The sequence below is a fragment of the Microbacterium sp. 10L49 genome, from assembly GCF_056395125.1.
Map to the genome: position 1 here is coordinate 694,783 of NZ_JBFTIW010000001.1, position 22,756 is coordinate 717,538.

At 69.6% G+C, this 22,756-nt stretch carries 16 protein-coding genes; 8 read left to right on the forward strand and 8 right to left on the reverse strand.

The features are described 5' to 3' along the window. Positions 1-11: 11 nt before the first annotated feature. The 6 genes from AC1DCT_RS03380 to AC1DCT_RS03405 form a co-directional block, all read right to left on the reverse strand. Positions 12-761, reverse strand: coding sequence for an ABC transporter permease (locus AC1DCT_RS03380; RefSeq protein WP_477228979.1), 750 nt, complete (start codon positions 759-761; stop codon positions 12-14). A gap of 43 nt (positions 762-804) precedes the next feature. Beyond that, positions 805-2,133: an HNH endonuclease signature motif containing protein gene (locus tag AC1DCT_RS03385; RefSeq protein WP_477427456.1), complete on the reverse strand. Its 1,329-nt coding sequence runs from the start codon at positions 2,131-2,133 to the stop codon at positions 805-807. An 81-nt stretch (positions 2,134-2,214) separates the two neighbouring features. Beyond that, on the reverse strand, positions 2,215-4,530 hold the full coding sequence (gene ligA / locus AC1DCT_RS03390; RefSeq protein WP_477427458.1) for an NAD-dependent DNA ligase LigA: 2,316 nt from the start codon (positions 4,528-4,530) through the stop codon (positions 2,215-2,217). 52 nt (positions 4,531-4,582) lie between these two features. Continuing rightward, positions 4,583-5,854, reverse strand: coding sequence for an ATP-binding protein (locus tag AC1DCT_RS03395; protein WP_477427460.1), 1,272 nt, complete (start codon positions 5,852-5,854; stop codon positions 4,583-4,585). Between the two features lie 105 nt (positions 5,855-5,959). Beyond that, the gene (mnmA, locus tag AC1DCT_RS03400) at positions 5,960-7,057 is read right to left on the reverse strand and encodes a tRNA 2-thiouridine(34) synthase MnmA (protein WP_477427462.1); all 1,098 of its coding nucleotides are present in this window, start codon (positions 7,055-7,057) and stop codon (positions 5,960-5,962) included. 59 nt (positions 7,058-7,116) lie between these two features. Beyond that, entirely contained in the window at positions 7,117-8,289 is a 1,173-nt protein-coding gene (locus AC1DCT_RS03405; RefSeq protein WP_477427464.1) for a cysteine desulfurase family protein, read from the reverse strand. A gap of 99 nt (positions 8,290-8,388) precedes the next feature. Here AC1DCT_RS03405 and glgX point away from each other — a divergent pair, with 99 nt between their 5' ends. From glgX to AC1DCT_RS03430, 5 genes are all read left to right on the forward strand, one after another. Continuing rightward, positions 8,389-10,488: a glycogen debranching protein GlgX gene (gene glgX, locus AC1DCT_RS03410; RefSeq protein ID WP_477427466.1), complete on the forward strand. Its 2,100-nt coding sequence runs from the start codon at positions 8,389-8,391 to the stop codon at positions 10,486-10,488. Between the two features lie 109 nt (positions 10,489-10,597). Further along, complete coding sequence (locus AC1DCT_RS03415; RefSeq protein ID WP_477427751.1) at positions 10,598-12,616, forward strand: alpha-1,4-glucan--maltose-1-phosphate maltosyltransferase; 2,019 nt, start codon at positions 10,598-10,600, stop codon at positions 12,614-12,616. Continuing rightward, the gene (glgB, locus tag AC1DCT_RS03420; protein WP_477427468.1) at positions 12,613-14,811 is read left to right on the forward strand and encodes a 1,4-alpha-glucan branching protein GlgB; all 2,199 of its coding nucleotides are present in this window, start codon (positions 12,613-12,615) and stop codon (positions 14,809-14,811) included. The genes AC1DCT_RS03415 and glgB overlap by 4 nt, the downstream gene beginning before the upstream one ends. A gap of 54 nt (positions 14,812-14,865) precedes the next feature. Beyond that, positions 14,866-15,426, forward strand: a complete 561-nt coding sequence (locus tag AC1DCT_RS03425; protein ID WP_441976140.1) for an RNA polymerase sigma factor — start codon at positions 14,866-14,868, stop codon at positions 15,424-15,426. Beyond that, on the forward strand, positions 15,423-16,526 hold the full coding sequence (locus tag AC1DCT_RS03430) for a DUF4349 domain-containing protein (RefSeq protein ID WP_477427469.1): 1,104 nt from the start codon (positions 15,423-15,425) through the stop codon (positions 16,524-16,526). The genes AC1DCT_RS03425 and AC1DCT_RS03430 overlap by 4 nt, the downstream gene beginning before the upstream one ends. Positions 16,527-16,600: 74 nt before the next feature. On the opposite strand, the gene ppnP is transcribed toward AC1DCT_RS03430, so the two are convergent. Beyond that, on the reverse strand, positions 16,601-16,918 hold the full coding sequence (gene ppnP / locus AC1DCT_RS03435) for a pyrimidine/purine nucleoside phosphorylase (protein ID WP_477230576.1): 318 nt from the start codon (positions 16,916-16,918) through the stop codon (positions 16,601-16,603). A gap of 160 nt (positions 16,919-17,078) precedes the next feature. Between ppnP and AC1DCT_RS03440 the strand changes: the two genes are divergently transcribed. The 3 genes from AC1DCT_RS03440 (at position 17,079) to AC1DCT_RS03450 (ending at position 21,287) form a co-directional block, all read left to right on the forward strand. Next, positions 17,079-18,254 carry a PucR family transcriptional regulator gene (locus tag AC1DCT_RS03440; protein ID WP_477427471.1) on the forward strand — a complete coding sequence of 392 codons (1,176 nt, stop codon included), beginning with the start codon at positions 17,079-17,081 and terminating at the stop codon, positions 18,252-18,254. Positions 18,255-18,380: 126 nt separating this feature from the next. Then, a complete protein-coding gene (locus AC1DCT_RS03445) occupies positions 18,381-19,757 on the forward strand; it encodes an MFS transporter (RefSeq protein ID WP_477230578.1) in 1,377 nt (458 codons plus the stop codon). A 180-nt stretch (positions 19,758-19,937) separates the two neighbouring features. After that, the gene (locus AC1DCT_RS03450) at positions 19,938-21,287 is read left to right on the forward strand and encodes an acyltransferase family protein (protein WP_477427473.1); all 1,350 of its coding nucleotides are present in this window, start codon (positions 19,938-19,940) and stop codon (positions 21,285-21,287) included. Here AC1DCT_RS03450 and proS read toward each other — a convergent pair. After that, entirely contained in the window at positions 21,281-22,699 is a 1,419-nt protein-coding gene (gene proS / locus AC1DCT_RS03455; protein ID WP_477427475.1) for a proline--tRNA ligase, read from the reverse strand. The two genes, AC1DCT_RS03450 and proS, sit on opposite strands and share 7 nt — an antisense overlap. Between the last annotated feature and the right edge of the window lie 57 nt (positions 22,700-22,756).

The window sequence follows — 22,756 nt, forward strand, 5'->3', positions numbered from 1 at the left end:
CGGACTCGTCGTCAGGCCGCGACCACTGGCTTGGTGCGCACCGGGCCCAGCCAGGTCGCGACGAGGACAGCAGTGACGGATCCGGCCGCCATGATGGCCGCCAGCACGATGATCTGGAACCGACCGGCCTCGAGGGGCGAGAGACCGCCGAAGATCGCGCCGACGAATGCGCCCGGGAGCACGACGAGACCGGTCGTCTTGGTCTGATCGACCGAGGGGATCAGGGCCTCGCGCACGGCGCCGCGCGCGAGGTCCAGCGTCGAGCGCCGCGGCGTGGCTCCCAGAGCGAGCCACCCCTCGACCTCTTCCCAGTGGTCGAGGACCGTCCTCCGGAACAACCTGCCCGTGAGCGTGGCGATGTTCATCGTGTTCCCGATGATGATCGCGCCGATCGCCAGCGCGTACCGAGGGGTGGGGGCCAGCGCGCCGGATCCGAAGACCGCTGCCGCTGCCACGGCGATGCCCGCCGCGATCGAGGTCGACATCACGAGCGCCCCGTGCCCGCTCCACCCGATTCGGTGCGTCGCAACGGAGACCGCCACGCCGAACATCACAAGGAGCGCGACCGCGATCAGCGCGGGCTGCGTGATGATACCGCCGAGGATCAGGCTGATGATCGCCAGCTGCACGACACCGCGTGCGATCGCCGCGGCGGGCGCCCACGATCCTCGCACCCGGAACAGCAGGAGGGCGGCGGTCGCCACGGCGACGAGGATGCCGACGCCGATCAGGGTCGGGATCAGATCGACGGAAGCGCTCACGACCGCGAGCCTATCCCCCGCCGCATACGACGGACGTGGGGCATCAGAAGGGCGGTGGGTCGTTCGTTCGGAAACCGGTCGGGGTGATGACTTGGACGGTGTGGTTCTCGCGGTTCCGGTAGATCATCCGGGTGCGATGTCGTCGGACGTGGTCGGCGGGGCACAGTGGTCGCAGGTTGCTCGTGTTGGTGGGTCCGCCTCGGGTCCACGGGTGTTCGTGGTCGAGGTCGGCGTCGAGGGCGAGTCGATCGCAGCCGTCCCTCGCGCAGGTCCCGTGCTGCAGGACCAGCCAGTCCCGCTGCGCCTTCGTGGGCCGATACGTGCGCCGATCCATGTCCAAGACGATGCCGTGGACGGGGTCGGTGATCACCCGCCGGAACCCGGTCGCGTCCAGGAACGCCTGCCGGGCGGTGGCCGGGTCGATCGGACCGTGCCCGACCAGCTGCGCCTCCGTGCCCGAGGCGACCGGGTTGCCCAGGAACGCTGTCGACGGCACTGCCGTCACGGTCTCACCGGTGACGAGTCCGATCGGGACGGTCACGAACACCGTCGTCTTCACCGCCTTGTCGGTGCCGACGCCGAGCAGCCAGTCGCAGAGCAGGTCGGCGCGGGCCTGATCCCTGGTGCGGCCCTCCCGGCGGTCCTTCTGGAGGTGTTTCGCGGTCGAGGTGAGCCGTCGCTTGATCGCCGTGGCTTTCACCGTCGGAATCAACGCCGTCAACCAGGACATACCGTCACCGGCGTCTTCCACGACCACCCGCCGATCCACCAACCCCCGTGCATGCTTACGCTCAGACGGGGTGGGGTCGAGCCGGTCGGTGAGGATCGTCACCCGCCGTCGGAACGTGCTGATCGGCAGGTGCAACGCCCACCTCGACGCGGTCTCATCGATCAACGCGATCGCATCCGCCGCGTACTGCCGGGCAGTCGCATCCGCCCCGACCGGAGCCTGCAACCGCAACACCGCCCCGACGGCGGCCTCCACGAACCGAAGGGACACGAACCCGTCCCGAGCGTGCTCCCACAACAACGGCAGATGCTCAGCCGCCGTCGACGCCGTGCATTCCAGGTTCCGGGCCTCGTTCTCCGAGATCTGCAACCGCACCGCCACATCGAAGAACACCGACCGCCGCGCATGCCCCGTATCCTCCGGATCATCCCCGACCGTATAGATCTCCGGATGCCGGCGCGCCAGCTCCACGACCTCCACGATGCGCTCCGCACGCCGCACCGCCCGCTGGTTCAGCGCGACGTCATCCTCCTGCAACCCATCCAGGATCCGCGCCGCGACGAACGCCTCATCCACCACCATCACCGGAAGAGCATCGGCAACAACCGGCTCCTCGAACAGTGCTTCGGTGGCGGGCTCCATCCCCCAACTCTAGTACTTATGTTCTAGTCATGGAAGAGCCCGCACCGCGGAAATCCGCGGAATTCTGTCGCGAACGCACTGTCAACCGAGCGCGTCCGGGCCCTCCGTCACGAGCAGGTGGAACTGCGCCGCGTCGAGGATCCGCAATCCGAGCTCCTCCGCCTTGGCGAGCTTGGACCCGGCACCGGGACCCGCGGCGACGAAGTCGGTCTTCTTCGAGACGCTCGACGCGGCCTTGCCACCGGCCTTGATGATCGCCTCCTGTGCGCCTTCACGGGTGTAGCCGTCGAGGGATCCGGTCGCGACGACCGTGAGTCCGTCGAGCACGCCGCCCTCCGCGGTCGCGGCGCCAGGGCCGGGGTGCCCGGGGGTCGCCCACTGCACGCCGGCGTCGGCCCAGCGCCGCACGATGTCCTGGTGCCAGTCGACGGTGAACCAGTCCAGGAGTGAGTCCGCGATGATTCCGCCGACCCCCTCGACGGCCGCGAGCTCCTCGCGAGAGGCGGCGCGGATGGCATCCAGGGATCCGAACCACTGCGCCAGCGCGCGGGCGGCGACGGGGCCCACGTGGCGGATGTTCAGAGCCACCAGCAGGCGCCACAGATCCTTCGTCTTCGCCTTCTCGAGCTCCGCGAGCAGCTTGACGGCCTGGGAGGACGGCTGGACGGCGTTGACGCCCTCCTTCTTCTCGGCCGCCGTCGGATTTCGCCGGAACGGGGCGCGGGTCTTCACGATCCCGTCCTCGTCCTCCTTCGGCAATCCGGTCTCCGCATCGCGGACGACGACCTCGATCGGCACGAGCTGGTCGAGCGTGAGCGTGAACAAGCCTGCCTCGGTCTCGAGCGGCGGCACCGCCGGGTGGCTCGGCTGCGTGAGCGCGGCGGCGGTGACCTCGCCGAGCGCCTCGACGTCGAGGGCGCCGCGGGATCCGATGTGCTCGACCCGACCGCGCACCTGCGCAGGGCAGGAACGGGTGTTCGGGCAGCGCAGGTCGATGTCCCCTTCCTTCGCGGGCGCGAGGATCGAGCCGCACTCCGGGCAGCGCTCGGGCATCACGAACTCCCGCTCGGTGCCGTCGCGACGCTCGACCACGGGGCCGAGGACCTCGGGGATCACATCGCCGGCCTTGCGCAGCACGACGGTGTCGCCGATGAGCACGCCCTTGGCCTTCACCACGTCCTTGTTGTGCAGGGTGGCCTGACGTACCACGCTGCCGGCGACGTGGGCCGGCGCCATGACGGCGAACGGCGTGGCGCGCCCGGTGCGGCCGACCGACACCACGATGTCGAGCAGAGTGGTCTGCACCTCCTCCGGCGGGTACTTGTAGGCGATCGCCCACCGCGGAGCGCGGCTCGTGGCACCGAGCTCATCGTGCAGGTCCAGCTCGTCGACCTTCACGACGATGCCGTCCAGCTCGTGCTCGATGTCGTGCCGGTGCTCACCGAAGTACGCGACGAACTCGGCGACCTCATCGATCGTGGCGCACACCTTCGTGTGGGGGCTCGTGGGCAGGCCCCAGCTCGCGACGAGCTCGTAGATCTCGCTCTGCGCGGCGACAGGCGGGTTCGGCCAGGCGCCGATCCCGTGCACGTACAGGGCGAGCGAGTCGACACGGAGCAGCCCCGCCTCGAGCTCCATGCCGTCCTTCTTGTCCAGCTGCTGCCGCAGGCCCCCGCTCGCGGCGTTGCGCGGGTTCGCGAACGACGGGAATCGCCGCGCTGCCGCCGTGCGGGCCTTCTCCTCGTCGAACGGCTTCTTGACGCCGCCGCGCGCCTCCCACCGTTCCAGGGCCTCGGCGTAGGCGCGGTCGCGGAACGCGGCCTGCGCGGCGTTCAGCCGCTCGAACGCGGCGACCGGAATGAACACCTCGCCGCGCACCTCGACGATCGCGGGATGCCCGGATCCGCTCAGCCGCTCGGGGATCCCGGCGACGCGCAGCGCGTTCTCGGTCACGATCTCCCCGACCCGCCCGTCGCCGCGGGTCGCGGCGGAGGTGAGCACGCCGTGCTCATAACGCAGGTTGATCGCGAGGCCGTCGATCTTGAGTTCGGTGAGCCAGGCGACGTCTCGACCCGCCGCGGCGCGGGTCTTGGCCGCCCATTCGCGCAGCTCCTCGAGCGAGAACACGTTGTCGAGACTGAGCATGCGCTCCGCGTGCTCGATGGTCTGCAGCCCCGTCGCCTCGGCCGCTCCCACCATCTGGGTGGGCGAGTCCTGTCCCTGCAGCTCGGGGTGCAGGCGCTCGATCTCCTCGAGCCGGTGCATCCAGCCGTCGTAGGTGGCGTCATCGACGAGCGACGTGTCGCGCCCGTAGTACGCGTCCTTCGCCTCCAGGATGCGCGTCGTCAGCTCTTCGGCCTCGACACGGGCGGCTTCCAGCGAGATGTTCTCCGGCACCCCTGAAGTCTACGAGCGGGCGGGGACATCCGCGGGCGGCCGCACCGGATCCTCAGAGCCGGGCGATGGCCTCGATGTCCGCCCGGAATTCGGCGATCTCGTCCGCGGAGACGGTCGCCCTCGTGCTGCCGAGAGCCCGCGCGTAATCGTCGGTGTCGAGCGCGGATGCCTGCGCACCATCGCTCAGCGCCCGGGCCAGCGCCTCCTGGGACGCACGCCGCGCGGCGTACTCGATGTCCGCGGGCGTGAGCCCGTCGCTGGCTGCGACCAGCCGGTCCAGATCGACGTCGCCGGCCGACTCCACGGGGATGTACCGCGCCCAGATCGCGCGGCGCGCGTCGGCGTCGGGCAGGCCGATCGGGATCACGTAGTCGAAGCGCCCATGCCGGAGGAACGCCGCGTCGAGCGCGCGCACGAAGTTCGTCGCGCAGATGAGGATCCGCCCCTCCCTGTCGCGGAAGTCGGCGACGAGCTTGAGCAGCTCGTTCGTCACGCCCTGCGTCGGCGACGGCGGCGTACCGCCACGACGGGAGGCGATCTCCTCGACCTCGTCGATGAAGACGACGGCGTGTTCGAGCTCGTCGATGGTCTCGAACGAGGCGCGCAGGCCGCCGGCGAGACCTGCGCCGCCATCGGCCAGTCGCGACGGGAACAGCTCCACGAACGGCCAGTCCAGTCGCGAGGCCACCGCTCGGGCGAACGTGGTCTTGCCGGTTCCCGGAGGGCCGAACAGCATGACGGCACGCGGAGGCACGACTCCGAACCTCTCGGCGAGGTCGGGGCGGGCCAAGGGAGTCACGAGACGCTCCTCGAGCAGAGTCTTCTCGTGCGTCATCCCGGCGACGCGATCCCACAGGTGCGGCGGGAGGATGCGTCCGCCGACTTCCTTGAGGGCGTCGATCTCGCGTCGCTGGATGGGCATCGCGCGCTCGAGGTAGCGCACCGAATGGTGCACATGGAAGCCGTTCTCGGTGAACGCCCCGAGCCCGTCAGCCTCGGGGATGAGCACCGAGAGCTTCGCCAGGCCCAGCGGAGCCATCTTCCGCTCCAGCGCGTGCAGCAGTGACGAGCTCACCTCGGGTCCTGCGTCGTCGAGCGTCCCGAAGAACACGATCCAGCCCTGCGCGTGCGCGCCGCGGCCGACCGCCGCACCCACGAGCTGCTCGCCCTGGACCGCGACGACCGCGTGATCCTGTTGGCAGGAGGCGATCACCTCGGCGAGCGAGTAGATCGGCCACTCGTTCTCGCGGGTGACCTGCCCCCACAGTCGGACGATCTGATCCAGATCGTCCCCATGGAAATCGCGGATGTACGTCCTCGTCATGGCGGCTCCTCCGTCGGACTGTGCACCCATCATCACAGAGTCGCGCGGGCGTCGACCATGAGATGACGTCGGCGACAACCGCGGTCGTGGGCGGCGACAGCGGACTCAGACGCCGACCGGAACCGCCGACACCGTGCGATCGATCGTGAACTGGCCGAGCACCCGGGTTCCGACGTACAGCACGGCGCTCTGACCGGGCGCGACGCCGTCGAGCGGCTCGTCGGGCACGACACGGACCGCGTCCTCCGCAACGAAGGCGCGCGCGGGAACCGGATCCGCGTGGGCTCGGATCTGCACCTCGCAGACGAACTCCTCCGCGGCGGGTGCCGCTCCCGCCCACGAGCGCCGCTCCCCCGAGATCTCGGCGATCGCGAGCGCCTCCTTCGGGCCGACCACGACGGTGTTCGACACGGGACGCACCTCGAGCACGAACCGCGGCTTGCCATCGGGGGCGGGTACGCCGAGGCGCAGTCCGCGGCGCTGGCCGACGGTGAACGCATGCGCGCCGTCGTGCGTGCCGACCACGTTGCCGCCCCGATCCAGGATCTCGCCCTGCTCGGCGCCGACCTTCTCCGCGAGCCAGCCGCGGGTGTCGCCGTCGGGGATGAAGCAGATGTCGTGACTGTCGGGCTTCTGGGCCACGCTCAGTCCGCGCTCCGCAGCCTCCGCGCGCACGAGCGCCTTGGACGGCGTGGATCCGAGCGGGAAGTACGTGTGCGCGAGCTGCTCGGCGTTCAGCACGCCGAGGACATAGGACTGGTCCTTGGCCGCATCCGAGGCGCGGTGCAGCTCGAGGCCGCCCTCGCCGTCGACGAGCGTGGCGTAGTGCCCGGTGCACACGGCATCGAACCCGAGTTCCATCGCACGCTCCAGCAGGGCGGCGAACTTGATCTTCTCGTTGCAGCGCAGACACGGATTGGGCGTGCGACCCGCGCGGTACTCCGCGACGAAATCGTCGATCACGTCCTCGCGGAAGCGCTCGGAGAAGTCCCAGACGTAGAACGGGATGCCGAGCAGGTCTGCGGCCCGACGGGCATCCATCGCGTCCTCGATCGTGCAGCAGCCGCGGCTGCCCGTGCGCAGAGTGCCGCCCGCCCGCGAGAGCGCGAGATGCACGCCGACGACATCGTGGCCCGCCTCCACGGCGCGCGCGGCCGCCACCGCGGAGTCCACTCCCCCGCTCATCGCCGCCAGAACACGCATGGATCCAGTGTACGAGCGGACGGCTGGGCGGGCTCTTCGAGAGGTTCGGTCGCGCGGCGTCACCGGGCGGCGCCGGAGGCCCGCTCGTACGCATCGCCGATCGCGGCGAGCACGGCGTCCACGTCGGCATCGGACGAGGTCCGCCCGAGCGTGAACCGGATCACGCTGCGCGCCCCGACTTCGCTCCGGCCGAGCGCCTGCACGACGTGCGAGGGCTCCGCGATCCCGGCCTGGCAGGCCGATCCGGCCGATGCCGACACCCCTGCCACATCCAGCAGGAACAGCAGGCTCTCGCTCGGCGCACCGGGGAACAGCAGGTGCGCGTTGCCCGGCAGCCGCCCCGCCGGATCAGGATCCCCGAGCAGCTCGGCGGAAGGCACCCGCTCCCGGATCCCGGCGACGAGGCGATCGCGCAACGCACTCAGTCGCACGGCCTCCGCGGCCCGCTCGGCGACGGCGATCTCGGCGGCGAGCGCGAACGCGGCGGCGCCGGCGACGTCCTGCGTGCCGGAGCGCAGTCCGCGCTGCTGCCCCCCGCCGTGCTGAAGGGGGGCGAGGCGGGCCGTACGGGCGACGACGAGCGCCCCCGCGCCTGTGGGCGCGCCGATCTTGTGGCCGGCGACGCTAAGCGCCACGAGCCCCGCGCCCGCCGGCGCGTCTCCCCGGAGAGCGGCGAACGACAGCGGCAGGTGCCCGAACGCCGCGACCGCGTCCAGATGCAAGGGAACGCTGGCCGAGCCGGCGGATGCGGCGAGCGCGGCGGCGTCGTTGACGGTGCCGACCTCGTTGTTCGCGACCAGCGCGGTGGCCAAGGCCACGCCGTCCGTGGCGAGCCCTGCGGCGAAGGCGTCGACGGGGATCCGCCCCACCCCGTCCAGAGCGACCGGCACCACGCGGGCCCCCTCGGCGGCGAGCGCGGCGACGGTGTCGAGCGTCGCGTGATGTTCTCCGTCCGGGAGCAGGATCGACTCCCGCCCCGAGAACCGGGAGCGCCACAGGCCCTGCACGGCGAGATTCACCGATTCCGTGCCTCCCGAGGTCAGGACGACCTCGATCGGATCGCACCCCAGCGCGGCCGCGAGACGCTCTCGCGACTCCTCCAGGATCCGGCGCGCCCGCTGCCCGGCACCGTGCGTGGAGGAGGCGTTCCCGGTTTGACGGGCGACGCGCAGCCACTCCTCGGCGGCCTCAGGCCGCAGGTCGGTGGTGGCCGCATGATCCAGGTAATGCACCCCACCACTCTCGCACCTCGCCCTGGGACGGGACTCGGTGGCATGGATCGCGGAACGCGGTGGCATCCCGACCCGCTGGTGCCGCGTATCCTGTCCCTCATGTGTCCGCATGCAATAGAGGACGAGACGCCGGCACCCGACGGCGGAAGCTGCTCCCTGTGCAGCCCGTCCCTGGACGACCTCGGCGTCCGCCTTCACGACGGGACCGCCACGTTGCGCGTCTGGTCGCAGAACGCGTCCGCGATCGAGCTCGTGATCTTCGATGAGACCGATCTCGACTGGGAGACCGCTCAGCTCGCGCTGGAGCGCCGGCCCGGAGGCGTCTGGGAGATCACCACCGAACTCCTGCAACCGGGAACCCGCTACGCCCTGCGCGTGGACGGAGCACACAGCCCCGGCAACACGTTCAACCCCGAGACGCTGCTGCTCGACCCCTACGGCCGAGGCCTCGCCCAGGGCGACGGCTACGAGGAATGGCGCTCGGTCGTCATCGCCGACGGATTCGACTGGGGCGACGTCACCAAGCCGCAGACCCCCCTCGACCGCACCGTGATCTACGAGGGCCACGTCAAGGGACTCACCAAGCGCCACCCCGGCGTTCCGCCCGCCCTGCACGGCACCTACGCCGGTGTCGCGAACCCCGCGATGATCGAGTACTACCGCGAGCTCGGAATCACCGCGGTCGAGTTGCTCCCGGTGCAGGCGTTCGCCTCGGAGCCGCGGCTGCTGGATCGCGGCCTGACGAACTACTGGGGCTACAACACCCTGAACTTCTTCACCCCGCACACGGCCTACGCGACCGAGGAGGCGCGCAAGGGCGGCCCGGAAGCCGTCTTGCGCGAGTTCAAGGGCATGGTGAAGCTGCTGCACGAGGCCGGCATCGAGGTGATCCTCGACGTCGTGTACAACCACACGAACGAGGAGGGCATCGGCGGCCCGCGCACGAGCCTGCGCGGCATCGACAACGCCCTCTACTACCGCCAGCAGCCGGACGGCAGCTACATCGACACCACGGGGTGCGGCAACACCCTGAACACCGCGACGCCCGCGGCGGCCCGCCTGGTGCTGGACTCCCTGCGCTACTGGACGACCGAGATGCAGGTCGACGGGTTCCGCTTCGATCTGGCCACCGCGCTGGGACGGGACGAGGGCAACGCCTACACCCCGGAGCATCCGCTGCTGCAGGCGATCAGGACGGATCCCGTCCTCGCCGGTGCGAAGATCATCGCCGAGCCCTGGGACGTGGGCCTCGGCGGCTGGCAGACCGGCAACTTCCCCACCGGATGGAGCGAGTGGAACGACCGCTACCGGGATCGCGTCCGCAACTTCTGGCTCAGCGACATCGACTACGCCCGTCGCGCCTCGGCGCCGACCGGCATCGGCGGATTCGCGAACCGCCTCGCCGGATCCGCGAACACGTTCAGTGACGAGCGCGGCCCGCTCGCCAGCATCAACTTCGTCACCTCGCACGACGGCTTCACCCTGCACGACCTGGTCTCCTACGACGTCAAGCACAACGAGGCCAACGGCGAGAACAATCACGACGGCGCCGACATGAACCGCGCCTTCAACCACGGCGCGGAGGGACCCACCGACGACCCGGCCATCCTCGCCGCGCGGCGCAAAGCCATGCGCAACCTGCTGGGCACCCTGATGCTCTCCGCCGGGGTGCCGATGCTCACCGCCGGAGACGAGTTCGGGCGCACCCAGCGCGGCAACAACAACGCCTACTGCCAGGACTCGGCGCTCAGCTGGCTGAACTGGGAGCACGAGCCGTGGCAGCAGGATCTTCTCGCGCACGCGTCGCTCCTGACCCGGCTGCGGAACGAGAATCCGGCTCTGCGCCCGCTGCTCTACGCCCGTCTCGGCGAGCACATTCCCAACGCATCCGTCATGGACTGGTTCGATCAGGACGGCGAGACGATGGAGGTCGAGCAATGGAACGACCCCCGCAACCGCACGCTGCAGTACGTGGCCGCCTCCACACCCGACAAGGAGGCGTTCAACCGCATCCTGCTGATCGTGCACGGCACGGAGGCGCCGATCGATGTGCGCCTGCCCGTCCTCGAGGACGTGACGCGCTACGTCTCCCTGTGGTCGAGCGCGGATGAGCGTCCCTCGGCGGTCGAGACCGTGCACCGTCCGGGCGATGTGATCGCGCTCCCGGGCACGTCGATGCGACTGTTCCGCGCGGAGTGACACGCCCGTTACCTCTTCCGGCCTCGGAGCGCGGTAGGTTCGGGGTGTGTCCGAACGATCTGCCGCACAGTCCTCATCCGATGCTCTCCGCAGCACCGCGCAGATCCCGGTGCGCGCCCTGCCCGACAACGATGCGGCGGACGCGCAGACCACGCGCATCCCGCTCGCGGATCCCTCCCCCGCGGCCCCTGAGGGCTTCCATCCCAAGGCGTTCGCCGGCGAAGTGATCCCCTTCCGGGTCGTGGCCTTCCGCGAGGGCCACGACATCATCGGGGTGCATCTGCGGCTGCGCACCCCGAACCACCAGGAGAGCCTGCATCGGCTCACTCCGCGAGGCGACGGCACCGACCGCTGGCAGGTCGACGTCGCGCTCGACGAGACGAACGCGTGGACGTTCCGCTTCGAGGCGTTCGCCGACGAGTTCGCCACCTGGGCGCACGCCGCGGAGCTGAAGATCGCCGCGGGGGTGGACGTCGAGGTGATGCGCGCGCTCGGGGCGCAGCTGCTGACGCGTGCGGCGAAGGACAAGTCCCGTCCGAAGCCCGAGCGCAAGCGCCTCGCCGCCGTCGCGGAGGGGCTGCGCTCCCCCGACGAGACCGCCGAGGACGCCCTCGCCGTCGCGACCGACCCGGAGCTCGCCGCCCTCTTCGCCGAGCGTCCGCTCACCGCGCTCGACTCGGCGACGCCCTGGCAGACACTCCTCGTCGAGCGCACGATCGCCGGGGCCGCAGCCTGGTACGAGTTCTTCCCGCGTTCCGAGGGCGCCGCACGCAGGGCCGACGGCACGATCGCGAGCGGCACGTTCGTCACCGCCGCCGAGCGTCTTCCCGCGGTCGCCGCGATGGGCTTCGACGTTCTGTACCTGCCCCCGATCCACCCGATCGGGCGCCTCAACCGCAAGGGGCCGAACAACTCGCTCACCGCCGGGCCCGCGGACCCGGGCTCACCCTGGGCCGTCGGCGCCGCAGAGGGCGGACACGACGCCGTGCACCCCGATCTCGGCACTCTCGCCGATTTCCGCGCGTTCGTCGAGAAGGCGGAAGCACTGGGCCTCGAGGTCGCCCTCGACCTCGCGCTGCAGGCGGCCCCCGACCACCCCTGGGTGAAGGCGCACCCGGAGTGGTTCACGGAGTTGCCCGACGGCACCATCGCCTACGCGGAGAATCCCCCGAAGAAGTACCAGGACATCTACCCGCTGAACTTCGACCGGGATCCGGTGGGCCTGTACACGGAGGTGCTGCGCATCGTCGAGCACTGGATCGCGCAGGGCGTGAAGATCTTCCGCGTGGACAACCCGCACACCAAGCCGCTGCGGTTCTGGGAGTGGCTGATCCGCACCGTGAACACGAAGCATCCCGATGTGGTGTTCCTCGCCGAGGCGTTCACCCGCCCCGCGCCCATGCGAGGTCTCGCCGCCGTCGGATTCCAGCAGAGCTACAGCTACTTCACCTGGCGCAACACCAAGGCGGAGCTGGAGGAGTTCCTGCTCTCGGTCTCGCACGAGACGGCGGACTATATGCGTCCGAACCTGTTCGTGAACACCCCTGACATCCTCACCGAGTACCTCCAGTTCGGCGGGCGCGCGGCATACAAGATCCGTGCCGCGATCGCCGCGACCGGCGCTCCGCTCTACGGCGTGTACGCCGGATACGAGCTGTACGAGAACGTGGCCCGGCCCGGCTCCGAGGAGAACATCGACAACGAGAAGTACGAGTACAAACTGCGCGACTGGGCGAAGGCCGAGGCGGAGGAGCGTTCGCTCGCCCCTTACCTCACCCGGCTCAACGAGATCCGTCGCGCGCACCCTGCGCTGCGTCAGTTGCGCAATCTGCAGCTGCACTGGAGCGACGATGACGCGGTCCTGGTGTTCTCCAAGCGCCTGGACGCGCCGTTCACCGGCACGGGCTCCAGCGACACGATCGTCGTCGTCGCGAATGTCGATCCGCACTCCGTGCGGCAGACCACCGTGCATCTCGACACTCTCGCTTGGGGTGTCGAGCCCGGAACGGCGTACGAGGTCGAGGACCTCGTCACCGGATCCGTCTGGACCTGGACGGATCACAATTTCGTGCGCCTGGACGCCTTCACGGAGCCGGTGCACATCCTCCATGTGAAGGGGCAGCCATGATCACCACTGCGATCGATGAGGCTGTGCTCGAGGCGGTGGCCTCGGGCTCGCACCACGACCCGCACTCCGTGCTCGGAGCGCATCCGCAACCCGAGTCGGGCGGAAGACGCATCACGATCGTGCGCGCACTGCGACCTCTTGCCAAGGGCGTCTCGGTGCTGCTCGACGGCGGCGTCGAGGTTCCCCTCACGCATCTCGCGGAGGGGATCTGGGAGGGCGAGGTGACCGGCCCCACCGGCGCCTACAGGATCAAGGCGACCTACGGCGATGGTCCCGACTGGATCTCCGCCGACCCCTACCGGCACGCCCCCGCCATCGGCGAACTCGATCTGCACCTCATCCGCGAGGGTCGCCACGAACGCCTCTGGGAGGCGCTCGGTGCGCACCCCCGCTTCATCGACGGCGACCAGGGCACCGCATTCGCCGTGTGGGCACCGCACGCGAAGGCGGTGCGGATCGTCGGCGACCACAACAAGTGGGACGGACGCCTCGACGCGATGCGCTCGATGGGCTCCAGCGGCGTCTGGGAGCTGTTCCTTCCCGGCATCGTCGTCGGCGCGCACTACAAGTACGAGATCCTCACCCCGCACGGCGACTGGATCCTCAAGGCGGATCCGATGGCGCAGCTGGCCGAGACACCGCCCGCCACGGCCTCGATCGTCACCCGCTCCGAGTACTCCTGGGGCGACGGCGCCTGGATGACCCGCCGAGCCGCGACGCACGCCGTCGCACAGCCGATGAGCGTCTACGAACTGCACCTCGGTTCCTGGCGTCCGGGTCTCGGATACCGCGACATCGCCGACGAGCTCATCGAGCACGTCACCGCGACCGGATTCACCCACGTGGAGTTCATGCCCGTGGCCGAGCATCCGTTCACCGGCTCCTGGGGCTACCAGGTGACGGGCTACTACGCCGCGACGCACCGCTACGGCGAGCCGGACGATCTGAAGTACCTCATCGACCGGCTGCACCAGGCGGGCATCGGCGTGATCATCGACTGGGTCCCCGGCCACTTCCCCAAGGACGCCTTCGCGCTCGCCCGCTTCGACGGCGAGCCCGTCTACGAGCACCCGGACCCGCGGCGCGGCGAGCACCGGGACTGGGGCACGCTCATCTTCGACTACGGCCGCAACGAGGTGCGCAACTTCCTCGTGGCGAACGCGCTGTTCTGGCTGGACGAGTTCCATGCCGACGGGCTGCGCGTGGACGCGGTCGCCTCGATGCTGTACCTGGACTACTCCCGCAACGACGGCGAGTGGGAGCCCAACGTGCACGGCGGGCGGGAGAACCTGGAGGCGATCCGGTTCCTGCAGGAGGTCAACGCGACCGCGTACCGCAAGCATCCCGGGATCGTGATGGTCGCCGAGGAATCGACGAGCTTCCCCGGCGTGACCGCGCCCACCGACCACAACGGCCTCGGCTTCGGGTTCAAGTGGAACATGGGCTGGATGAACGACTCGCTCGTGTACATCGAGCGCGACCCGCTGTACCGCTCGCACCATCAGGGTGAGATGACGTTCTCGTTCGTGTATGCGTTCGGGGAGAACTACATCCTGCCGATCAGTCACGATGAGGTCGTGCACGGCAAGGGCAGCCTGCTCTCGAAGATGCCGGGCGACCATGCCGCCAAGCTCGCGAACGTGCGCGCGTATCTCGGCTACATGTGGGGGCACCCGGGCAAGAACCTGCTGTTCATGGGCCAGGAGTTCGGCCAGCTCTCCGAGTGGTCCGTGGACCGGGGCCTCGACTGGTGGCTGCTCGATCAGCCGTCCCATCGTCAGCTGCAGGAGTTCGTGGGCGCGCTGAACAGCACGTACCGGCAGAACGCGCCGCTGTGGGAGCGTGATCACGACAGCAGCTCGTTCACCCGGATCGGCGCGCCGGACTGGGATCCGAACATCGTCGCGTTCGTACGCCGCGACGCGCACGGCGGGCATCTGGCGGTGATCAGCAACTTCGCGGGCTCCACTCGGCACGGTGTGCGGCTCGATCTGCCGCTGGCGGGAGGTTGGACCGAGGTCCTGAACACCGACGCCGCCGAGTTCGGCGGGCACGGCCAGGGCAATCTCGGGCTCGTGTACGCGACGGATGTCGAGAACGGCTCGCCGCAGGCGACGCTGACCATCCCCGCCCTGTCCACGATCTGGCTGCGGCATCAGAAGGATCCGCATGTGCCGATCGTGAGCAAGGGCTGAGACGATTCCGCCGGTGTCGACACTGATCAGTGAGAGACACCGAACGGAGCCGGCATGGCACACGACGCACACGACAGAACGCTCGTCGCACGTGCGGCGGCGGGGAGCGAGACCGCCTTCCGCACGCTGTACCGCGCGTACGTCCGCCCCGTCTACTGGATCGCCTACGGCATCCTCGGCGACGCCGGCGATGCCGAGGACGTGACCCAGGAGGCGTTCGTCGTCGCCTGGCGCAAGTTGCCGGGCCTCGAGCTGGCCGGCGAATCGCTGCTGCCGTGGCTGGCGACGATCTGCCGGTTCCAGGCGGCCAACCGGCTGCGCCGGCGTCAGCGGGATGCCGCGCACACCGCCGCGGGCGTGGACGAGCAGGTCCCCGCGCTGATCGACGTCGAGCAGCAGGTCATCGCCGCAGAGTTCGCCGACCGCATCGCCGCTGAGCTGGGCGGCATGAGCGTGCTGGACCGGGAGATCTTCCGGCTCTGCGCGACCGAGGGCTGGGACTACCGCGCCGCAGCCGCCGAGCTCGGCGTCGGGCATGGCGTCGTCCGCAACCGTCTCTCCCGCGTGCGCACCCGCCTGCGCGGCGCTGTGACCGAAACGGAGCCCGCATCATGACCATCACCCCGACCGAGCTGCCTCCGCTGTCCGACGAGAGCGTGGACCGCATCGAGGAGGCCGTCTTCGCGCGGATCGCCGAGGAGCGCGACGCCGGGAAGGCACGCTCCGCCGCGGCGCGTCACCGCACTCGCCGCCGTGGATGGCTGACCGCGGGCGGCATCGCCGCCGCGTTCCTGGTCGGCGTTCTGGTGACCCCCGCGATCCGGAACGCCACCGGATCCCTCTCCTCGGGATCATCCGGTTCCGCCGCGTCCGCGCCGTATGACGCGTCGTCGGGGGCGAAGCCGCTGACCGGAGCCGCCAAGGATCTGGCGCAGACCTCGGAGGGCGCCACGTCCGGCGTGGCGGGTGGCTCCGCCCCCGCGGCAAACGCACCGCGCGACGTCATCCGCACCGGATCCGCCACTGTCCAGGTCGACGACGTGCGCAAGGCGGCCGATGCGCTGGCCGCTCTCGCGAAGAAGCACGGCGGCTTCGTGGAGAGCCAGCAGATCGGCTCCGCGCAGGCACCTGTGCCGACCGATGGCGGGATCGCTCCGCCAGCCACAGGAGACGGCTGGGTGACTCTGCGCGTGCCGGCCGCGGACCTCGATGCGGTGATGGACGCACTGCGGACGCAGGGCACGGTGCTGGCGACCTCGGTGGGCACGAACGACGTGACCACCGCGACCACCGACTTGCGCGCCCAGATCGATTCGCTGACCGCTTCCGTCACGCGCCTGACCCAGCTGATGTCGCAGGCGACCTCGGTGGCGGACCTGCTCACCGCCGAGACCGCGCTCACCGACCGTCAGACCCAGCTGCAGTCGGCCCAGCAGCAGCTGAAGGATCTCGAGTCGCAGGTGGCGATGTCCTCCGTACAGGTGACGCTGGTGCGCGAGGCTCCCGCGGCGGCCGACCCCGCCGGTTTCGGCGATGGTCTCGCAGCCGGCTGGAAGGGTCTCATCATCTCCCTGAACGCCCTCGTGATCGCGCTCGGCTTCCTCCTGCCGTGGCTCGCCGTCGCGGTGGTGGTGACGCTGATCGTCTGGGCCGGAGTGCGGATGCGCCGGATCCGCCGCCGCGTCACCGGCACGGATCCGGCGGCCGAGGACTGAGCCCGGGTCGGAGACATGGATCGGGCCCGGCACTCGACCGGGCCCGATGCCCATTGCAGCGGGGAGGTCGTGACTCAGGCGTCGGCACCGATCCAGCCGAGGAACTCGCCGGTGTAGGGGCAGAGGTAGGCAACAGTGTCGGTCACTCGGACGGTGAAGTCGGTGCCGCCGGGAACCTCGAAGAGCTCGCCCTCGTGGTAGGTCTTCCACTCTCCCTGCCCGGCAGGCTGCCGTACATCCCAGCTGCCACGGACCAGGTGCATCCACTCGGTGACCGGGGCGTCGAACGTCCACTCTCCGGGCTCCATCACGCCCACCGTGAAGTTGCCCTGCTCGTTCTGGAACTCCAGGCTGCGAACCTGGCCGTCGAAGTATTCGTTCTGACCGATCATGCGATGACTCCTCGTGTCTGCGGATGTGGAATGCTCGGCAGGCGAGCACGACACGGCCAGACTAGGAAGCGGATTCCTCGCATCGCCATGTCCCTTGCGTATATTTCAAGGGCGCGCGCATCGCCCTGATGTCGAATCAGGCGCGCTATATTCTGACGCGATGACCGCACCACTTCCCACCGATTCCCCGAGCCCCTCCGAGGCACCGGTCCGCACTCCGGAACAGCAGGCGCTCGCGCTGCAGATCGAGCTCACCGCGATCCTGGCGCGAGGGCGCGGTGTCGAGCGGCTGTTGCGCGGATGGCGCCGGCAGACGGGCGAAGCTGCCGCGGTGTTCGACCGTCTGGGCACCCCGCTCGCCCGCGACGACGGCTTCACAGACGAGGACCTCGAGTCGACGCGGGAAACCCTGCAGGCTGGACCGCCCAGGCTCGGCCAGACGATCACGCACGACCTGGGCGATCCGCAGAATTCCCGCAGGATCGAGATCACACCCTTCGCCGGCAACGACATCGTGCGGGGATTCCTCGCCAGGGTGCTGTCGGACCAGGCCGTCGCCGGTCTCGCTGCGCCCGCCTTGCGCGCGCTCCTCGCGCTCGAGTACGAGCGGCACTGGCTCATGGACGAGCCGGCACGCCGCCGTCGCGAGCAGAACCTCGCCCGACTGCTAACGCTGACCGAGAAGGCGGCGGCGACCGCACTGCTGCGCGGGCTCGCCATCGAGGCATCCGCGCTGCGCGCGCTGCGCATCGAAGCGCGCGACGATACCCACGCCGAAGTGCTCGTCGATGATCTCGCCGCGATGTTCTCCGCACCGCTGGTCGGGCACCGCGGACGGGTCGTCGAGGCCATGCTGCCTGCCGACCCGCTGCCCGCGCTCGCCGACTACGGGCTGCGAGCGCCCCTCGGGGTGGGTACGCCCCAGCCTCCGCACCAGGCCGCCCTCTCGATGCGCCAGGCGGCCCTGGCCCTCGAGACGAGTCGCCGGGTCGGAGCCCCGATCGAGTATCGGGATGGCGCGGCGCACAGCTTCCTGCTGAGCGTCGCGTCGCCCGAGTACCTCACAGCGTTCGCCGACGCCGTGCTCGGCCCCATCGAGCACACGTCGGGCGGCGATGCACTGCTCAGTACCCTGCACGTCTGGCTGGTCGAACACCGATCCATCGAGGCCGCAGCCGAGCGCCTCGGGGTGCATCGGCATACCGTGCGCAATCGGATTCAACGTGCCGCGCAGCTGACCGGGCACGACCTGGACAGCATCGACACGCAGACCGAGTTCTGGCTCGCATTCAAGGCCCGCGGCCATGAACCACCACTCGATCCGCGGGCGCCATGATGTACATCTAGAGGATCCACTGTTGTACATGATGGCCATTCGAGTGCAGAGTTCGGCCTGAGATCATGACCAGTGACGCCGGAGCTCTCCCGAATGTCCGGCCCTGATCCTCGACGAGGAGTATCAATGACCCTCTCCCCCGCCACCGACCGCACGCAGGACGCCTCCGTCCTGCGGCGAGTCTTGATCGCGAGCGGGCTCGGCACGCTGCTCGAGTACTTCGACTACGCCAGCTACAGCTATCTGGCGACGACCATCGCCGTCGCCTTCTTCCCGGCAGAGGACCGCACCGTCGCCCTGCTGAGCACCTTCGCTGTGTTCGCGCTATCGTTCCTGGTCCGACCGTTCGGCGCGTTCGTGTGGGGCAGTCTGGGCGATCGGATCGGACGCAAGACGATCCTCGCGACCACGATTCTGATCATGTCCGGATCCACCTTCCTCATCGGCTTCATCCCCGGGTACGCCGTCATCGGCGTCGCGGCTCCTCTGCTTCTGCTGCTCCTGCGCATGTCGCAGAGCTTCTCCGCTTCCGGCGAATACGCGGGCGCGGGCACCTTCATCGCGGAGTACGCTCCGGCGCGCCGGCGTGGCCTGCTCACCAGCGTCGTGCCGATGGCGGCAGCGGCGGGATTCCTCATCGCCTCGCTGATGGCCACCGTTTTCTACGCGACGATGTCGCCCGAGTTCATGCAGAGCTGGGGTTGGCGCATCCCGTTCTTCGTCGCCGGCCCGCTCGGAATCCTGGGTTTGTGGCTGCGGACCCGCGTGGAGGACACTCCGCAGTTCCGCCGGGTGCAGGAGCTTGAAGCCGAGGAGCGTCGCGCGGCGGTCGAACACCACGCGACGCAGAGTCGCGCTCGCCGCTGGCGCGAGGTGCGACGGAGTCTGCCGGCGATGATCCGCATGCTCCTGGTGATGTCCCTGAACGCCGGGGCGTACTACCTGCTGCTCAGCTACATCCCCACCTTCCTGATCGAGCAGGCGCACATGAGTGAGGCGAGCTCGACGCTCGTCGTCACCATCGCCCTGGTCGTCTACCTCGCGCTGATCCCCCTGGCCGCAATCTTCTCCGACCGCATCGGACGCAAGCGCACGCTGATCTTCTCCAGCGTCGCGTTCATCGTTCTCGCCTATCCGATCATGACGCTGTTCTCCTTCGGCGGCGTGGTGCTGGCCACCTGCGTGCTCATCTTCTCGCTGATCTTCTTCGCCATGAACGACGCAGTGTTCCCGTCGTTCTTCACGGAGATGTTCGGTACCCGCTCCCGCTACCTCGGCTTCGCGCTGCCGTTCAATGTCGGAGCGATGCTGTTCGGCGGTGTGGCCCCGTTCATCGGCACCTGGCTGATCGCAGTGACCGGCAATCCGTCTTCGCCGGCGTTCTTCCTCATCCTCGTCGGTGTGCTATCGCTGATCGGCCTGCTCCTCAGCGCCGAGACGGTGCGCACGCCGCTCATGGACCGGCAGGCGGACGTCGGCACCGCACCGATCCCGACTCTCTGACCGGCACTCCGATCTACCCACCCTGCGGACCGGCCTCGACCGTGCGAGGCCGGTCCGCAAGCTTCCGCGAGGACGTTCAGAACCCGTAGTCCATGCCCATCGCCGCACGGACCTCATCGCGCGGCTCGCCGCCTCGTCCGATGCCGGACTCGGCATGCGTCCGCGACTAGGGCCGTCGCCATGAGCAGCGCTGCCGTGCGTCCCGCCCGCGTCGCCCCCGAGGGACGCGATCTCACCTTGGATCTGACCCGTGTCGCGTGCGTCGTCCTCGTGGTGTTCGTGCACATCCTGTTCACGGGCGTCGGCCGGCGACCCGACGGCTCCTTGCTCATCGAGCGGACGGTGGAGGGCCAGACCTGGTTCGACGCGGCGAGCTGGATCCTGAACATCATGCCGCTGTTCTTCGTCGTCGGCGGCTACGCGGCGCGGGCCGGCTGGCGCTCCGCCCGGAGCCGCGGTGGGGACGCAGCCGGCTTCGTGCGGCTGCGTCTGGTCCGCCTCGTGCGCCCGGCGATCCCCGTGTTCCTCTTCTTCACGGCTGCACTCGCGGCGACACGGCTGCTGGGGATCGGCCCCGCCCTGGTCGACACGATCGCCATCGGCGTCGGCTCGCCGCTGTGGTTCCTCGCCGCGTATCTGCTGGTGCAGGCTCTGGCCCCATGGATGATCGGGCTGCATGCCCGTTTCGGCATGCGTGTTCCTCTGGTGCTGCTGGTCGGTGCCGTCGCGACCGACGCGCTGCGTTTCCTCGTGGCGGGCGACTTCCTCGGCCTCGGCCACGTGCCGCCGACGGGCTATGGCGTCGGCAGTGAACTGTTCGGCATTCCCAATGTGGCGTTCGTGTGGCTGTTCGCGCAGCAGATCGGCTTCCTGCTGTTCGACGGCTGGTTCACCCGCCGCACGTCCCGGCAGCTGCTCGGCCTCATCGTGCTCGGCTATCTCGGCATCTGGGGGCTGGTGTCGCTCGGCGGATACTCCTGGAACATGCTCAGCAATCAATGGCCGCCGACGACTCCACTCGCGATCCTCGCCGTGGTCCAGGCGGCGGCGCTGACGCTGCTGCACCGTCCGCTGGCTGCGCTCATGCGCACCCGCGGCGCGCAGGGCGCGGTGCTGCTGATCGGATCGCGCCTGATGACCTTGTACCTCTGGCACCTGCCGATGATCATGGTCCTGATCGGGGTGCAGCTGCTGCTGCCGGTGCCCATGCCGACTCCGGGCAGCGCGGCATGGTGGTGGACCAGGGCGCCGTTCCTGATCGTCGTGCTGGCGGCCGTATGGTTGCTGTCGCTCTGGCTCGTGCACTTTGAGAAGGCACCGGCGATGGGCGCGGAACCCTCCCGTGGCCGGACGGCGACCGCCGTCGTCGTCTTCCTGCTGCCGATCCTCGCGATCACGGCCTACGGCTTGGACCTGCCGCTCGCCGCGTGCGCGCTGGCCGCCTCGATCGCCGCCCTGATGCAGGTCAGGGCGCTTCCGCGCGCGGGCTCGCGGGCCTCGACCCACGCCCGAGTGAGCCGCAGTCAGTAAGCGCGGGCGACGACCGCGACCAGATCCGTCTCCGACGCCTGCGGGTCGGGCAGGCGGCCGTCGCGAGTCTGCAGGCAGCGCACCGTGATGGCATCCCGGTTCAGCTCCTTCTCTCCCGCCTCGCCGAGTGCGCTCCAGTCGATGACGGCGAACCCGGTCCGGGCGGCCTCACGGGCCTCGGCGATGGTGGACACGCGTGCGGTGCGGTCACCCAGGCGGGTGCGAGCGGCGGCGAAGAGGTCGGCCTGGATTTCGTCCAGCAGTGCGGGTACGCGCTGGACGGCCTCGGTCCAGCGGGACCGCTGCTTGCCGGCACGGTCGCGGCGCACGACGGTGAGTTCTTCGGCGTCCAGATCCCGCGGCCCCACCTCGATGCGCACCGGCACGCCCTTGAGCTCCCACTCGGTCGCGCGCCGGCCGAACCCCGTCTGCGTGCGGTCGTCGAGCTTCACACGGACACCGGCGGCCGTGAGGTCGGCGACGATCGTCTGCGCCGCCGCGAGGGTGCGTGCGTCCTCCTTCACGACGAGCACGACGACCTGGTGCGGCGCGATGCGCGGCGGCAGGACGAGGCCGGACGCGTCCCCGTGCGACATGATGAGCCCGCCCATCATGCGGGTGGACGAGCCCCACGACGTGGTCCAGGCGGTCCGCGCGACGCCCTCCGCGTCGGAGAACGTGATGCCGAACGCGTTCGCGAAGTTCTGCCCCAGCTCGTGCGAGGTCGCCATCTGCAGGGCCTTGCCGTCGCCCATCATGGCCTCGCAGGTCATGGTGTTGATCGCTCCCGCGAAGCGCTCGGACGGGGTCTTGAAGCCGGGGAGCACCGGGATGGCCAGCACGTTCTCCAGGAAGTCCTTGTAGACGTCCAGGTGGATGCGGCGCGCATAGTCCGCAGCATCCTCCCGCGTGGCGTGCGCGGTGTGCCCCTCCTGCCAGAGGAACTCGGTGGTGCGCAGGAAGACCCGGGGGCGCATCTCCCAGCGGACGACGTTGGCCCACTGGTTCAGCAGCAGGGGCAGATCGCGATGCGACTGGATCCACTTCGCCATGACCTCGCCGAACAGAGTCTCGCTCGTCGGACGGACGACGACCGGCTCGGCGAGCTCCTTGCCTCCGGCGTGGGTCACCACGGCGAGCTCGGGGCTGAAGCCCTCGACGTGCTCGGCCTCGCGCTCCAGATAGGACTGCGGGATGAACAGCGGAAGATAGACGTTCTCCGCACCGGTGGCCTTGATGCGCGCGTCCATGGCGGACTGCATCCCCTCCCACATCGCGTAGGAGTACGGGCGCATGACCATCGTGCCGCGCACCGGACCGTTGTCCGCCAGTTGCGCCTTCTCCAGGACGTCCTGGTACCACTGGGGGAAATCGTTCTCGATCGACGCGAGAATGCCCTGTCGCTCAGCCACGTTTCGAGGATACCGAGGCGCACCCGATCCGGAGACGACGAAAGCCCTCGGCGAACC

What these genes read in the sequence shown, in the direction of transcription:
- AC1DCT_RS03430 (WP_477427469.1), top strand. Translation starts at nt 15,423, where the DNA reads ATGACCATCACCCCGACCGAGCTGCCTCCGCTGTCCGACGAGAGCGTG.
- ppnP (WP_477230576.1), bottom strand. Translation starts at nt 16,918, where the DNA reads ATGATCGGTCAGAACGAATACTTCGACGGCCAGGTTCGCAGCCTGGAG.
- AC1DCT_RS03445 (WP_477230578.1), top strand. Translation starts at nt 18,381, where the DNA reads ATGACCCTCTCCCCCGCCACCGACCGCACGCAGGACGCCTCCGTCCTG.
- AC1DCT_RS03440 (WP_477427471.1), top strand. Translation starts at nt 17,079, where the DNA reads ATGACCGCACCACTTCCCACCGATTCCCCGAGCCCCTCCGAGGCACCG.
- mnmA (WP_477427462.1), bottom strand. Translation starts at nt 7,057, where the DNA reads ATGCGTGTTCTGGCGGCGATGAGCGGGGGAGTGGACTCCGCGGTGGCG.
- AC1DCT_RS03450 (WP_477427473.1), top strand. Translation starts at nt 19,938, where the DNA reads ATGAGCAGCGCTGCCGTGCGTCCCGCCCGCGTCGCCCCCGAGGGACGC.
- glgB (WP_477427468.1), top strand. Translation starts at nt 12,613, where the DNA reads ATGATCACCACTGCGATCGATGAGGCTGTGCTCGAGGCGGTGGCCTCG.
- AC1DCT_RS03385 (WP_477427456.1), bottom strand. Translation starts at nt 2,133, where the DNA reads ATGGAGCCCGCCACCGAAGCACTGTTCGAGGAGCCGGTTGTTGCCGAT.
- glgX (WP_477427466.1), top strand. Translation starts at nt 8,389, where the DNA reads ATGTGTCCGCATGCAATAGAGGACGAGACGCCGGCACCCGACGGCGGA.
- AC1DCT_RS03395 (WP_477427460.1), bottom strand. Translation starts at nt 5,854, where the DNA reads ATGACGAGGACGTACATCCGCGATTTCCATGGGGACGATCTGGATCAG.
- AC1DCT_RS03425 (WP_441976140.1), top strand. Translation starts at nt 14,866, where the DNA reads ATGGCACACGACGCACACGACAGAACGCTCGTCGCACGTGCGGCGGCG.